This is a genomic window from Curvibacter sp. GW821-FHT01G03 (genome assembly GCF_059422285.1).
Map to the genome: position 1 here is coordinate 441,575 of NZ_JBWKWP010000002.1, position 14,210 is coordinate 455,784.

Consider the following 14,210-nt stretch of genomic DNA (forward strand, 5'->3'; position numbering starts at 1 on the left):
GGGATGACCGGCATGCAGGCCTTGCTGCATCGTCGGGGCATCACTTCGGGTCACTTGGGCTCTTGGCCCAGTTCCTCGGTGCGCTTGTCCACGGCCTCACGCAGGGCCTTGCCCGGCTTGAAGTGGGGCACGCGCTTGCTCGGGATGGCCACGCTTTCGCCGCTGCGCGGGTTGCGACCCATGCGGGGCGGGCGGTGGTTGATCGAGAAGCTGCCGAAGCCACGGATCTCGATCCGGTGGCCACGCACCAGTGCATCGCCCAGGGCGTCAAGAATGGTCTTGACGGCGTGTTCGGCGTCCCGGTGTGTCAATTGGCTGAACCGGTTGGCCAGCTCTTCAACAAGGTCGGATCGGGTCATGGGTTCAGTCTGAAAAAGAAAAAGGGCCGGTTTTGCAACATGTGCAAAACCGGCCCCGGGGCCGGCTGATCCGTCAGGATCAGTTGTTGCCGCCGTCCAGCTTGGCGCGCAGCAGAGCGCCCAGGCTGGTGGTGCCGGCGCTTTCGCGGGCCGATTGCTGGCTCAGCGAAGCCATGGCTTCTTGCTGGTCAGCAGCGTCCTTGGCCTTGATCGACAGCTGGATGTTGCGGGTCTTGCGATCCACGTTCACCACCACAGCGGTCACTTCGTCGCCTTCCTTCAGCACGTTGCGAGCGTCTTCCACGCGGTCACGCGAGATTTCGCTGACGCGCAGGTAGCCGACGATGTCTTCGCCCAGATCGATTTCAGCGCCACGGGCATCAACCGTCTTGACCTTGCCGGTCACGGTCTGGCCCTTGTCGTTCACGGTCACGAAGGTGGTGAACGGGTCGGAGTCGAGCTGCTTGATGCCCAGGGAGATGCGTTCGCGGTCCACGTCCACGGCCAACACGATGGCTTCGACTTCTTGGCCCTTCTTGTAGTTGCGGACAGCGGCTTCGCCAGCTTCGTTCCACGACAGGTCGGACAGGTGAACCAGGCCGTCGATGCCGGCAGCCAGACCCACGAACACGCCGAAGTCGGTGATCGACTTGATCGGGCCCTTGACGCGGTCGCCGCGCTTGGTGTTTTGCGCGAACTCTTGCCACGGGTTGGCCTTGCACTGCTTCATGCCCAGGCTGATGCGGCGCTTGTCTTCGTCGATTTCCAGAACCATGACTTCGACTTCGTCGCCCAGGGTGACCAGCTTGCTGGGGGCGATGTTCTTGTTGGTCCAGTCCATTTCGGAGACGTGCACCAGGCCTTCGATGCCGGGTTCGAGTTCAACAAACGCGCCGTAGTCGGCGATGTTGGTGATCTTGCCGAACAGGCGAGTGCCTTGCGGGTAGCGACGGTTGACGCCCATCCAAGGATCGTCGCCCATTTGCTTGAGGCCCAGGGACACGCGGTTCTTTTCGGTGTCGAACTTGAGGATCTTGGCAGTGATCTCTTGGCCAGCTTGCACCACTTCGCTCGGGTGGCGGACACGGCGCCATGCCATGTCTGTGATGTGCAGCAGACCGTCGATGCCGCCCAGGTCAACGAATGCACCGTATTCGGTGATGTTCTTGACCACGCCATTGACGATGGAGCCTTCTTTCAGGGTTTCCATCAGCTTGGCGCGCTCTTCGCCCATCGAGGCTTCGACCACGGCACGGCGCGACAGCACGACGTTGTTGCGCTTGCGATCCAGCTTGATGACCTTGAATTCCAGGGTCTTGTTTTCGAAGGGCGACAGGTCCTTGATCGGACGGGTGTCGATCAGCGAACCCGGCAGGAAGGCGCGGATGCCGTTGACCAGGACGGTCAGACCGCCCTTGACCTTGCCGCTGGTGGTACCGGTGACGAATTCGCCGGATTCCAGGGCCTTTTCCAGGGCCAGCCACGAGGCCAGACGCTTGGCCTTGTCGCGCGACAGGATGGTGTCGCCGTAGCCGTTTTCGATGGCGTCGATGGCCACCGACACGAAGTCACCCACTTGGACTTCGACTTCGCCCTTGTCGTTCTTGAACTCTTCCAGAGGCACATAGGCTTCCGACTTGAGGCCAGCGTTCACGACCACGAAGCTGTGCTCGATGCGCACGACTTCGGCGGTAATGACTTCGCCTGCACGCATTTCAGAGCGTTGCAGAGATTCTTCAAAAAGGGCGGCAAAAGATTCAGACATGAAATTTCCTAGTCCGCAAGCAGGAAATGCGAAGGCACCATTGCCATCGCTAGGGGCTGATTGCGGCGGTTTTTTGCGGGCTGACCCGCGGGTTACGTTGACGAACCCCACCGCCTGTGCGCTGACGCGCGAAGGGGGCTGTGGGGGCCTTCACCGGCCGTGCTATGACAATGACAATCGCACGGCTCGGTTTTGCTCAGGTGGCGGCTGTGGGGCCGATGGCCTGGCGTTGCAGCCAGCCTTTCAACACCTGAGACACCGATTCTTCGATGGTCAACTCGGAGTTGTCGAGCAACTGCGCATCAGGCGCGGGCTTCAAGGGCGCAACGGCCCGGTTTTGATCCCGGGCGTCACGGGCTTCGAGGTCCGCGCGCAACTCGCTGAGATTAGCAGAGATCCCTTTTGAAATCAATTGCTTGTAGCGGCGCTCGGCGCGGCAGGCCGCGCTGGCCGTCATGTAGAGCTTGTAGGGGGCGTCTGGAAAGATCACCGTGCCCATGTCGCGGCCGTCAGCCACCAGACCCGGCAGGGCGCGGAAGCTGTGCTGCAGGTCCACCAGGGCCAGGCGCACTGCGGGCAGGGCCGAGACCTTGGAGGCGTTCATGCCGGCTTCTTCGGTGCGGATGGCTTCGGTCACATCGTCGTTGCCGAGCCACACCTTGCCATCGTCAAAGCGCACCGGCAGGGTGCGGGCCAGCTCGGCAATCGCTGTTTCGTGCTCGGTGCTGATGGTCAGGCCGGCGCGCAGCGCGGCCAGCGCGGTGATGCGGTACATGGCCCCCGAATCCAGAAAGTGGTAGCCCAGGCGGGCGGCCACCGCCGCCGCCACGGTGCCCTTGCCCGAGGCCGTCGGGCCGTCGATGCAGATCACCGGAATGCGTTGAGCCGGGGTGTTGACCAGGCCGAACAAGGCTTCGAAATAGTCCGGGAAGGTCTTGGCGACGCATTTGGGGTCTTCGATGCGCACGCTCACGCCATCGGGGTTGAAGGCCGCCAGCGAGAAGCACATGGCCACGCGGTGGTCGTCGTAGGTGTGGATGCTGGCGCTGCGCCATTGGCCTGCAGGCAGCGGGTGCACGCGCAACCAGTCGGGGCCTTCTTCAACCGTGGCGCCCAGCTTGCCCAGTTCGGCTGCCATGGCGGCGATGCGGTCGGTTTCCTTGACACGCCAGCTCGCGATGTTGCGCAAGGTGGTGGGGGCGTCGGCATACAAGGCCATCACGGCCAGTGTCATGGCAGCGTCGGGGATGTGATTGCAGTCGAGGTCGATGCCCTTCAGCGGCCAGTGTTGGCGCGAGATCTCCAGCCAGTTGGCCCCGCCATCCACCTGGGCGCCCATCAGGCGCGCCGCCTCCACAAAGCGGATATCACCCTGGATTGAGTCCAGCCCCACGCCCTGGATACGCACCTTGCCGCCCACCTGATGGGGCTGGGCCAGGGCGCCCAGCGCCACAAAATAGCTGGCCGAAGAAGCATCGGCTTCGACGTGGATGTCACCGGGCGACTGGTAGCGGCTGCCCGCCGGGATCGTGAAGCGGGCCCAGCCCTCGCGCTGCACCTGGATGCCGAAACGTTGCAGCAGGTTGAGCGTGATCTCGATGTAGGGCTTGCTGATCAGCTCGCCCACCACCTCGATCACGATGTCCTGCGTGGCCGCCAGCGGCAGGGCCATCAGCAGGGCCGTGAGGAACTGGCTGGACACATCGCCTCGCACGGGGATGGGCTGGTCAAGCTGTAGCTTGGGCGGGTGGATGTGCAGCGGGGGGTAGCCCTCATTGCCGGTGTAGTCGATCTGGCAGCCGAGCTGGCGCAGGGCGTCGACCAGGTCGCCGATCGGGCGCTCGTGCATGCGTTTCACGCCGCTCAGCTCAAAGTCGCCGCCCAGCAGGGCCAGCGCGGCCGTGAGCGGGCGCATGGCGGTGCCGGCATTGCCCATGAAGAGTTTGGCCTGGCGTTGACCCAGTTGCCCGCCCAGGCCGTCGATCTCGAGCACGCTGCCTTGCTGGCGCAGGCCGCAGCCCAGGGTGCGCAGCGCATCGAGCATCACGCGGGTGTCGTCCGAATCGAGCAGATCATGGATGCGCGTGGTGCCCGCACTCAGGGCCGCCAGCAGCAGCACGCGGTTGGAGATGCTTTTCGAGCCGGGAAGGGTGACGGCGCCGCCAGCACTGGCGAGCGGGGGCAGGTCGAGGAATTCGGTGCTGAACATTATTTGGCGGTGCGGGGGGCTGCCAGGCGCCATTGGGCACGGACCTGGCTGGCGCGGTCGATGAGGGATTCCAGGGCGGGGCCCTGATCGGCTTCAAGTTGGGCTTCAAACTCGGCCAGTGCGGCCTTGAAGTGGCGCATCTGGGTCAACAGCTCTTGCCGGTTGGAGCGCAGGATGTCGCGCCACACCTTGGGGTCGCTGGCCGCAATGCGGGTGAAATCCCGGAACCCGGGGCCACCCAAGGCCAGAAAATCGTCACCCGTCGGCTGGTTGGCAATGCCGTTGATGTAGGCAAACGCCAGCAGGTGGGGCAGATGGCTGACCGCCGCAAAGGCGGCATCGTGCTGCTCGGGCGACATGTGGATCACCTGCGAGCCGATCGCCGTCCACACCGTGGCGGCCTTTTGAAGGTGGGCCGTCAGCGTTTTTTCGAGCGGGGTCAGGATGACCTGGCGGCCTTTGTACAGGTCGGCATCGGCATGCTCGATGCCCGACACCTCTTTGCCCGCAATCGGGTGGGCCGGCACAAACGAGCCGATCTGGTCGCGCAAGGCCGTGCGGGCCGCCTGCACCACGTCGGTCTTGGTGGAGCCCACGTCCATGATCAGCATGTCGGGCGTGACCAGGTGCTTGATGGCCTTGAGCGTGGCCTCGGTGGCCGACACCGGCACCGCCACGATCACGATGTCGGCCCCGGCCACGGCCAGCAGTGCCGAGGGTGCGGCCAGGTCGATCACGCCCATCTGGCGGGCTTTTTCGGTGGTGGAGGGCGACTTGCTGTAGCCCACCACCCGCTTGACCAGGCCTGCACGCTTGAGGGCCAGCGCAAACGAGCCGCCCATCAGGCCGCAGCCGATCAAGCCCAGTTGCTCAAACATGGCCTGCTCCGGTGTGGGGTGTGGGCGTCATCAGGCAGCCCCGACGGGGTAGGAGCCCAGCACCTTGTAGAAGGCGCACAGGCCGCTCAACTCTTCGAGGGCCTTGGCCACGTTGGGTTGCGAGGGGTGGCCATCGAGGTCGATGTAGAAGTAGTACTCCCAGTGGCCGGTGCGTGCCGGGCGCGATTCAAAGCGGGTCATCGACACGCCATGGGTCTTCAGCGGCACCAGCAGGTCGTGCACTGCGCCGGGCCGGTTGGGCACCGAAACCACCAGGCTGGTGCAGTCGCGGCCCGTGGCAGGTGGGGTGGCCAGGGTCTGCGGCAAGGCGATCACGGCAAAGCGCGTGCGGTTGTAGGCCTCGTCCTGGATGGCGTGGGCCACGATGTGCAGGCCGAACAGGGTGGCGGCGCGCTCGCTGGCCAGGCCGGCCCAGGCCGGGTTGGTGGCCGCCAGGCGGGCGCCCTCGGCGTTGCTGGACACCGGGCGGCGTTCGGCATGGGGCAGGTGCTTGGACAGCCAGGCCTGGCACTGCGCCAGAGCCTGCGGGTGGGCCAGCACGGCTTCGATGCCATCGAGCGAGGCGCTCTGGCGCAGCAGGTTGTGCCGCACCAGCAGGCTGACCTCGCCGATCACATGGGTGGGGGTGTGCAGGAACAGGTCGAGCGAGCGGGTGACCACGCCTTCGACCGAGTTTTCGACCCCCACCACGCCGTACTGGGCGCTGCCCGCGGCCGTGGCGTGGAACACCTCGTCAAAGTTGGCGCAGTACATCAGGTCGGCAGCACCGCCAAAGAACTCGATGGCGGCCTGCTCGCAAAAGGTGCCGGCAGGGCCCAGCACGGCCACGCGCTGCGGTGACTCCAGGGCCAGGCAGGCCGACATGATCTCGCGCCAGATGGCGGCCACATGCTCATCCTTGAGCGGGCCGGGGTTGGCGGTCTTGATCTTTTCGATCACCTGGGCCACGCGGTCGGGGCGGAAGAAGGGCGTGCCTTCGCGCTTCTTGACCTCGCCCACCTGTTCGGCCACATGGGCACGCTGGTTGAGCAGGCTGAGCAGTTGCTGGTCGAGCGAGTCGATCTGGACGCGCAACTCGCCCAGGGTGGGCAAAGGGGCGTTGGAGGGCTGGGTCATGACGGTGTCTCTGGGCTTGGGGCGCTCAGGCCTTGGTTTTTTCGAATTCGCGCAGGTAGTCGACCAGCGCCTGCACGCCGGCCAGCGGCATGGCGTTGTAGATGCTGGCCCGCATGCCGCCCACCGACTTGTGGCCCTTGAGCTGCAGCAGCCCGCGTGCCTTGGCGCCGGCCAGGAAGGCGTCGTTCAGTGATTCGTCGCGCAGGCGGAAAGGCACGTTCATGCGCGAGCGGCCTTCGAGGGCCACCGGGTTGGTGTAGAGCTGCGACTGGTCGAGGAAGCCGTACAGCAGGTCGGCCTTGGCCTTGTTGCGGGCCTCCATGGCGGCCACGCCGCTCAGGCCGGCTTCGGTCTGGCGCTTGAGCCATTGGAAGGTCAGGCCGGCGATGTAGATGCCGTAGGTGGGTGGCGTGTTGTACATCGACTGGTTGTCGGCCACCAACTTGTAGTCAAAAGCGCTCGGGCAGGCCTTGAGCGCATGGCCCAGCAGGTCTTCGCGCACCACCACCAGGGTCAGGCCGGCGGGGCCGATGTTCTTCTGTGCGCCGCCAAAGGCCATGCCCACGCGGCTCCAGTCGACCGGGCGCGACGCCACGTGCGACGAGAAATCGATCACCAGCGGGGCGTCGCAGCCCAGGGCCTTCAGATCGGGCAGCTCTTGAAACTCCACGCCGTGGATGGTCTCGTTGCTGCACAGGTGCACATAACGCGGCGCCTTGCTGAGCTGCCAGCTGGCCGGGGCCGGCAGGCTGGTGTGGCCGTCGGCCTGGTTGCTGGCGGCAATGTGCACCTCGCAGTACTTGCCCGCTTCTTTCTGGCTTTTGTCGCTCCAGGTGCCGGTCACCACAAAATCAGCCGATTCGCCGCGCGACAGGTTCAGCGGCACGATGGCGTTCTCAGCCAGGCCACCGCCCTGCATGAACAGGATCTTGAAGTTCGCCGGCACCGCCAGCAGCTCGCGCAGGTCGGCTTCGGCCTGTTCGTAGATGCTGATGAACTCTTTGCCGCGGTGGCTCATCTCCATGACGCTCATGCCGCTGCCGTGCCAGTCGAGCATTTCGGCGGCAGCTTGCTGCAGCACCTCTTCGGGGATCGCGGCCGGGCCGGCCGAGAAATTGTAGGGACGCGTCATGAACAGAACCTGTAACAAAAAGACCCGGGGCCCAGCGGGCCCCGGCGGGTGGGCATCAAAAGGCGCTTGCGGGTCAGGCCTCGCCGGTGGGCTCAGTACCCTCTTCGCCGTCGGCACTGTCTGCGCCATCGGCTGCCGGGGCATTGGCATCGTTTTCAACAATGCGCTGCAGGCCGGACAGGCGTGAGCCTTCGTCCAGCGCGATCAGGGTCACGCCTTGGGTGGCACGGCCCAGTTCGCGGATCTCACCCACGCGGGTGCGCACCAGCACGCCCTTGTCGGTGATCAGCATGATCTCGTCATCGGCATGCACCAGCGTGGCGGCCACCACCTTGCCGTTGCGCTCGCTTTGCTGGATGGCAATCATGCCCTTGGTGCCGCGACCGTGGCGGGTGTACTCGGTGATCGAGGTGCGCTTGCCGTAACCGTTTTCGGTGGCGGTGAGCACGCTTTGCTGCTCGTCTTCGGCCACCAGCATGGCGATCACGCGCTGGTGTTCTTCGAGCATCATGCCGCGCACGCCGCGCGTCTGACGGCCCATCTGGCGCACGTCGTTTTCGTCAAAGCGCACCGCCTTGCCGCCGTCGCTGAACAGCATCACGTCGTGCTTGCCGTCGGTCAGCGCAGCACCGATCAGAAAATCGCCCTCGTCCAGGTTCACGGCAATGATGCCGCCCTTGCGCGGGTTGCTGAACTCGTCCAGCGGGGTCTTCTTCACGGTGCCCATGCTGGTGGCCATGAAGATGAAGTGATCGGCCGGGAAGCTGCGGTTTTCACCGGTCAGCGGCAGCACCACGTTGATCTTTTCGCCTTCGGCCAGCGGGAACATGTTGACGATCGGGCGGCCACGCGAGCCGCGCGAACCGGCCGGCACCTCCCACACCTTGAGCCAGTACATGCGGCCGCGGTTGGAGAAGCACAGGATGTAGTCGTGCGTGTTGGCAATGAAGAGCTGGTCAATCCAGTCGTCTTCCTTGGTGGCGGTGGCCTGCTTGCCGCGGCCCCCCCGCTTTTGCGAGCGGTACTCGGACAGCGGCTGGCTCTTGATGTAGCCGCTGTGGCTGAGCGTGACCACCATGTCGGTGGGCGTGATCAGGTCTTCGGTGCTCAGGTCTTGGGCGCTGTGCTCGATCTCGCTGCGGCGGGCGCCCAGCTTGGTCTGGCCGAACTCGGTCTTCACCACGCTCAGTTCGTCGCCGATGATGGTCGACACGCGCTCGGGCTTGGACAGGATGTCGAGGAAATCATCGATCTCGGCCATCACGTCCTTGTACTCGGCCACGATCTTGTCCTGCTCCAGGCCGGTCAGGCGCTGCAGTCGCATCTGCAGAATCTCTTGGGCCTGGGTTTCAGAGAGGCGGTACAGGCCGTCGGCCTGCATGCCGAACTGCAGCTCCAGGCCGTCGGGGCGGTAGTCGTCGGCGTTGACCACGCCACCATCGGCACGGGTACGGGTCAGCATCTCGCGCACCAGCTTGCTGTCCCAGCTCTTGAGCATCAGCTCGGCCTTGGCCACCGGCGGGGTGGGGGCGTTGCGGATGATGGCGATGAAATCGTCAATGTTGGCCAGCGCTACGGCCAGGCCTTCCAGCACATGGCCGCGCTCGCGGGCCTTGCGCAGGTTGAAGATCGTGCGGCGTGTCACCACCTCGCGGCGGTGCTGCAGGAAGACCTCGATCAGGTCCTTCAGGTTGCAGAGCTTGGGCTGGCCATCGATCAGGGCCACCATGTTCATGCCGAAGGTATCCTGCAGCTGGGTCTGTTTGTACAGGTTGTTCAGCACCACCTCGGGCACTTCACCGCGCTTGAGCTCGATCACCAGGCGCATGCCTGATTTGTCCGACTCATCCTGGATGTGGCTGATGCCCTCGATCTTCTTTTCGTGAACCAGCTCGGCCATGCGCTCTTGCAGAGTCTTCTTGTTCACCTGGTAGGGCAGCTCGTCCACGATGATGGCCTGGCGCTGGCCGCGGTCGATGTCTTCAAAGTGGCAGCGCGCGCGCATCACCACCTTGCCACGCCCGGTGCGGTAGCCGTCCTTGACGCCGTTGATGCCGTAAATAATGCCGGCCGTTGGGAAGTCAGGCGCCGGGATGATCTCCATCAGGTCATCCACCGTGGTCTCGGGGTGGCGCAGCATGTGCAGGCAGGCATCCACCACCTCATTGAGGTTGTGCGGCGGGATGTTGGTCGCCATGCCCACCGCGATACCGGCCGAGCCGTTCACCAGCAGATTGGGCAAGCGGCTGGGCAGCACCAGGGGTTCTTTTTCGCTGCCGTCGTAATTGGGCCCGAAATCGACGGTTTCCTTGTCGATGTCAGCCAGCATCTCGTGGGCGATCTTGGCCAGGCGGATTTCGGTGTACCGCATCGCTGCCGCGTTGTCGCCGTCCACCGATCCAAAATTACCTTGACCATCCACCAACATATGGCGCAAGGAAAAATCCTGGGCCATGCGCACAATGGTGTCGTACACCGCGCTGTCACCGTGCGGGTGGTATTTACCGATCACGTCGCCCACGATACGCGCCGACTTCTTGTAGGGCCGGTTCCAGTCGTTGTTCAACTCGTGCATGGCAAAAAGCACGCGCCGGTGAACTGGCTTCAAGCCGTCTCGGGCATCGGGCAGCGCACGCCCCACAATCACGCTCATCGCGTAATCGAGGTAGCTGCGCCGCATTTCCTCTTCGAGACTGATGGGCAGAGTTTCTTTGGCGAACTGGGTCATGAGAGGTGGTGTTTGCGGCAGGAAAGGCTCATTTTACGGGCAACGCCCTGTCGCGAACTAGCAACAAACCGTGCATATTGCGCGCTTGTCCTGCACGCAGCTTGAGCCAGACCCTGAGCCGTGGCGAACGGGTGTGGCACAATTTAAACAACGTTTTTGGTGGTGGTCACTGGAAGCGTACGTATTTGCCGCGCGGCTGCGGCTTTTTCCCCAAGAGGAGAACCATGAAGAAACTGAACAAAGTGGCGATGTTGTTTGCCTCCGCTGCCCTTGCAACCGCTGCTGGCGCTCAAACCGTCGACAACTGGAAAAACGGCACCGGCGAACTCGTCTGGAAGAACGGCACCAACGAACTGTGCTGGCGTGATGCCAACTGGACCCCGGCAACTGCCGTGGCTGGTTGCGATGGCGCTATCGCTCCGAAGGCTGCTCCGGCTGCCGCTCCTGCTGCTGCCCCCGCAGCTGCTCCGGCCGCTCCTGCTGCTGCCGCTCCTGCTGCCGCTCCGGCCGCAGTTGCTGCAACCAAGGTGACCTACGCTGCTGACGCTTTCTTCGACTTCGACAAGTCGGTTCTGAAGGCTGAAGGCAAGGCTAAGCTGGACGATCTGGTCGGCAAGGTCAAGGACATCAACCTGGAAGTCATCATCGCCGTCGGTCACACCGACTCGGTGGGCTCGGTGGCCTACAACCAGAAGCTGTCGGTTCGCCGCGCTGAAGCCGTGAAGGCTTATCTGGTGTCCAAGGGCATCGAAAAGAACCGCGTGTACACCGAAGGCAAGGGCAAGAGCCAGCCTGTGGCTGACAACAAGACCGCCGAAGGCCGCGCCAAGAACCGTCGCGTGGAAATCGAAGTGGTTGGCACCCGCGCCGCCAAGTAATCCCCTCCGGGTTACAACAAAAAGCCCCGGCAACGGGGCTTTTTTTATGTCTGCTTGAATCACAATTGCCCCATGACTGAAGCACAGACCTCCGCGCCCACCCTCAATGCCGACCCGGCCGAACTGGCCAAGTTTTCAGATCTGGCCCACCGCTGGTGGGACCCCGAAAGCGAGTTTCGCCCCCTGCACCAGCTCAACCCGCTGCGCCTGGACTGGATCAACGCCCAGGCCCCGCTGGTCGGGCGCAAGGTGGTCGACATCGGCTGCGGCGGCGGCATTCTGTCGGATTCGATGGCCCGCAAAGGCGCCGACGTGCTGGGCATCGACCTCGCCTCGAAGGCGCTGCGCGTGGCCCAATTGCACGCACTCGAAGCCGGCACCACCGGCGTGCAATACCGAGAAATCAGCGCCGAAGCCCTGGCCCTGGAGCAACCCGGCCAGTTTGACGTGGTCACCTGCATGGAAATGCTGGAGCACGTGCCCGACCCCGCTTCGGTTGTGCAAGCCTGCGCCACCCTGGTCAAGCCCGGTGGGCATGTGTTCTTCTCCAGCATCAACCGCAATGCCAAGGCCTTTTTGCTGGCCATTGTGGGCGCCGAATACGTGCTGAACCTGCTGCCCCGCGGCACCCACGAATACGCCAAACTGGTGCGCCCCAGCGAGCTGGCCGCCTACTCGCGTGCCGCCGGCCTTGATTGGCAGCAAACCCGCGGCCTGGGCTCCAACCCGCTCACCCGCCGGTACTGGCTGAACGACGACACCAGCGTGAACTACATGGTCTCGACCCGCCGCTCCACCGCCGCCTGAAGCAGAAGAAGGCCCCCTGCATGTCGTTTGACCCCACCCTCCAAGCCGTTCTGTTTGACCTGGACGGCACCCTGATCGACAGCGCCCCCGACCTGGGCGCCGCCGCCGACCAGATGCGCCTGGCCCGTGGCCTGCCCTCGCTGCCCTACGAGCGCTACCGCCCCATGGCCGGCGCCGGGGCTCGCGGCATGCTGGGCGAGGCCTTTGGCGTGACCCCCGACCACCCCGACTTTGCCGCCCTGCGCGAAGAGTTCTTTCAAAACTACGAAAGCCGCCTGACCCAGGCCACCACCATCTTTGATGGCGTGCCCGAGCTGCTGGCCCAACTGGTGGGCCGCCAACTGCGCTGGGGCGTGGTCACCAACAAGTCGGCCCGCTTTACTGAGCCGCTCACCCGCGCCATGCCGCTGTTCAGCACGGCCTCGGCCATCGTCAGCGGCGACACCACCCCCCACGCCAAACCCCACCCCGAGCCCCTGTTCGAGGCCGCCCGCCGCCTGGGCGTGCCCCCCGAAAAATGCCTGTACGTGGGTGACGACGAGCGCGACATCATCGCCGGCCTGGCCGCCGGCATGGGCACCGTGGCCGCCTGCTACGGCTACCTGGGCCAGCGCACCGACACCGCTCAGTGGGGCGCCCACGCCGAAATTAAATCTCCGCTCGAGCTCTTGCAATGGCTGCCCGCAGCCTAAAATAGAGAACTCTGGGGCTGCACTGGTTTCGACGTGGGTTCGGACGCGCAGCAGGGCATGTCGAGGTTCAGTCACCTCGTTAAACAGCTGAAAAAAACTAACTGCAAACGACGAACGTTTCGCACTCGCCGCTTAAACACCGGTGAGCCTCACAACAGTCGGCCAATGGGCTGGGCAAGGGTGCCGCAAGGCGTCCAGGCTGTGGGGTAATTTTCATTGGCTGGCTCTGTGTCGGGTACCTTGGCATGGGGCGAGAAAGTAGGGTGCTGGCGTCTTGTACAGCGTGCGACTGCGCGGTACAGGGTGTGAGACTCAAATCAGATCGCTAAACATGTAGAACTGTTCGAAGAAGGCTTGCGGACGGGGGTTCAAATCCCCCCAGCTCCACCAACATAACGGCTAAGGGCGCTCATCAATATCTGGTGAGTGCCCTTTTTCTTTGGGGCCATCTCTTTCCCATGTCGTTGCGTGATGGCCATGGTTCCAACAACCTCTTTGCATGCGCAGGTTAAGGGAATCTTTTTACCGTTGAGGGCAGCGGCTGTCTTCCGGCGGATGAGCTTGCACATCTGGCGATGCTGTGGCGACATGAATATGGGCCATCTGCTTGCAACAAGTCTGTCCGTTGCCGCCGCATAATTGACCTTTTTAAAAAAATAAAGCTGAACCTTGCAGTGGTCATTAGTGATCTTTGCAAGGCTAGGCAATTAGCGGGAGCTGCATGTCGAATCAGTTTTTTGAGAAGCCAATTCTCAACTCTCCGTACGGGTATCCTGGTCGCCATTGGGAGCTTGACGGTACTGGGCAACCAACCCAGCAGATTGTCGAGACTCGCCGCCGCGCTGAGTTCATTACCCCGATCCCCAAGGCCAAGAAGCAAAAGGGCGTCGCTAAGCAAGACGCTCTGCTGTTTGATGATGAGCTGTCCACGCAGAAGCAGGCCTACGACCACACTGCCGTCATCAACTCGGTGCGGCAAGAGGTGGACAAATGGCGTGCACTCAAGAACCCAGCCGACTGGCGCGTCACGCCCGAAACCGCGCGTCTGCTGCAACACTGGCGCCACCATCAGTTCAGCAGCATCCGTCCGTTCTTTTGCCAAGTAGAGGCTGCCGAAACAATCATCTGGCTCACCGAAGTTGCCCCTCAAGTCGGCAAGATCGGCCAGACCTTTCTCGACCATCTGGCCAACGCCAACAACGACGCCAACCCGGAACTGATGCGGTTGGCCTTGAAGCTGGCGACCGGTGCGGGCAAGACCACGGTGATGGCCATGATCATCGCGTGGCAGACCGTCAACGCTGTGCGCCGACCCGGCAGCAAGAAGTTCACGCGCGGCTTCCTCGTTGTTGCGCCCGGCTTGACCATCAAGGATCGTCTTCGCGTCTTGCAGCCCAACGATCCAGAGAGCTACTACGCCAGCCGGGAACTCGTACCAAGCGACATGCTGGATGACCTGAACCGGGCAAAGATCGTCATCACCAATTACCACGCGTTCAAACTGCGAGAGCGCATTGAGCTGTCGAAAGGCGGGCGCCTCTTGCTGCAAGGCCGGGGCGGCGATGAACTGAATACCCTCGAAACCGAAGGCCAGATGCTCCAGCGCGTCATGCCTGACCTGATGG

General features: G+C 63.6%; 12 protein-coding genes and 1 other RNA gene. 5 read left to right on the forward strand and 8 right to left on the reverse strand.

The genetic code is table 11. The features are described from left to right. Positions 1-50: 50 nt before the first annotated feature. From AC07VS_RS04190 to gyrA, 7 genes are all read right to left on the reverse strand, one after another. Positions 51-359 carry an integration host factor subunit beta gene (locus AC07VS_RS04190; protein WP_027477601.1) on the reverse strand — a complete coding sequence of 103 codons (309 nt, stop codon included), beginning with the start codon at positions 357-359 and terminating at the stop codon, positions 51-53. Between the two features lie 79 nt (positions 360-438). Then, positions 439-2,124, reverse strand: a complete 1,686-nt coding sequence (rpsA, locus tag AC07VS_RS04195) for a 30S ribosomal protein S1 (protein WP_492347010.1) — start codon at positions 2,122-2,124, stop codon at positions 439-441. A 196-nt stretch (positions 2,125-2,320) separates the two neighbouring features. Then, a complete protein-coding gene (locus tag AC07VS_RS04200) occupies positions 2,321-4,333 on the reverse strand; it encodes a bifunctional 3-phosphoshikimate 1-carboxyvinyltransferase/cytidylate kinase (RefSeq protein ID WP_494750272.1) in 2,013 nt (670 codons plus the stop codon). After that, positions 4,333-5,211 (reverse strand): prephenate dehydrogenase, encoded by an 879-nt coding sequence (locus AC07VS_RS04205; protein WP_492347012.1) that lies wholly within the window; start codon positions 5,209-5,211, stop codon positions 4,333-4,335. Before AC07VS_RS04205 ends, AC07VS_RS04200 begins: the two co-directional genes overlap by 1 nt. A gap of 30 nt (positions 5,212-5,241) precedes the next feature. After that, positions 5,242-6,348 carry a prephenate dehydratase gene (gene pheA / locus AC07VS_RS04210; RefSeq protein WP_492347013.1) on the reverse strand — a complete coding sequence of 369 codons (1,107 nt, stop codon included), beginning with the start codon at positions 6,346-6,348 and terminating at the stop codon, positions 5,242-5,244. Between the two features lie 25 nt (positions 6,349-6,373). Then, complete coding sequence (serC, locus tag AC07VS_RS04215; RefSeq protein ID WP_494750273.1) at positions 6,374-7,480, reverse strand: 3-phosphoserine/phosphohydroxythreonine transaminase; 1,107 nt, start codon at positions 7,478-7,480, stop codon at positions 6,374-6,376. Between the two features lie 73 nt (positions 7,481-7,553). Then, a complete protein-coding gene (gene gyrA, locus AC07VS_RS04220) occupies positions 7,554-10,208 on the reverse strand; it encodes a DNA gyrase subunit A (RefSeq protein ID WP_492347015.1) in 2,655 nt (884 codons plus the stop codon). A 224-nt stretch (positions 10,209-10,432) separates the two neighbouring features. Between gyrA and ompA the strand changes: the two genes are divergently transcribed. From ompA to ssrA, 4 genes are all read left to right on the forward strand, one after another. Further along, positions 10,433-11,086 carry an outer membrane protein OmpA gene (gene ompA / locus AC07VS_RS04225; RefSeq protein ID WP_494750274.1) on the forward strand — a complete coding sequence of 218 codons (654 nt, stop codon included), beginning with the start codon at positions 10,433-10,435 and terminating at the stop codon, positions 11,084-11,086. Between the two features lie 72 nt (positions 11,087-11,158). Then, positions 11,159-11,893 (forward strand): bifunctional 2-polyprenyl-6-hydroxyphenol methylase/3-demethylubiquinol 3-O-methyltransferase UbiG, encoded by a 735-nt coding sequence (gene ubiG / locus AC07VS_RS04230; protein WP_494750275.1) that lies wholly within the window; start codon positions 11,159-11,161, stop codon positions 11,891-11,893. A gap of 20 nt (positions 11,894-11,913) precedes the next feature. After that, positions 11,914-12,585: an HAD family hydrolase gene (locus tag AC07VS_RS04235; RefSeq protein WP_494750276.1), complete on the forward strand. Its 672-nt coding sequence runs from the start codon at positions 11,914-11,916 to the stop codon at positions 12,583-12,585. Positions 12,586-12,598: 13 nt separating this feature from the next. Further along, positions 12,599-12,975, forward strand: a transfer-messenger RNA (tmRNA) gene (gene ssrA, locus AC07VS_RS04240). Here the strand turns inward: ssrA and AC07VS_RS04245 are convergent. Further along, the gene (locus AC07VS_RS04245) at positions 12,954-13,292 is read right to left on the reverse strand and encodes a hypothetical protein (protein WP_492347019.1); all 339 of its coding nucleotides are present in this window, start codon (positions 13,290-13,292) and stop codon (positions 12,954-12,956) included. The two genes, ssrA and AC07VS_RS04245, sit on opposite strands and share 22 nt — an antisense overlap. Positions 13,293-13,306: 14 nt before the next feature. Here AC07VS_RS04245 and AC07VS_RS04250 point away from each other — a divergent pair. Then, positions 13,307-14,210 (forward strand): DEAD/DEAH box helicase family protein (locus tag AC07VS_RS04250; protein WP_494750277.1); only part of this gene is annotated, 904 nt, incomplete at its 3' end.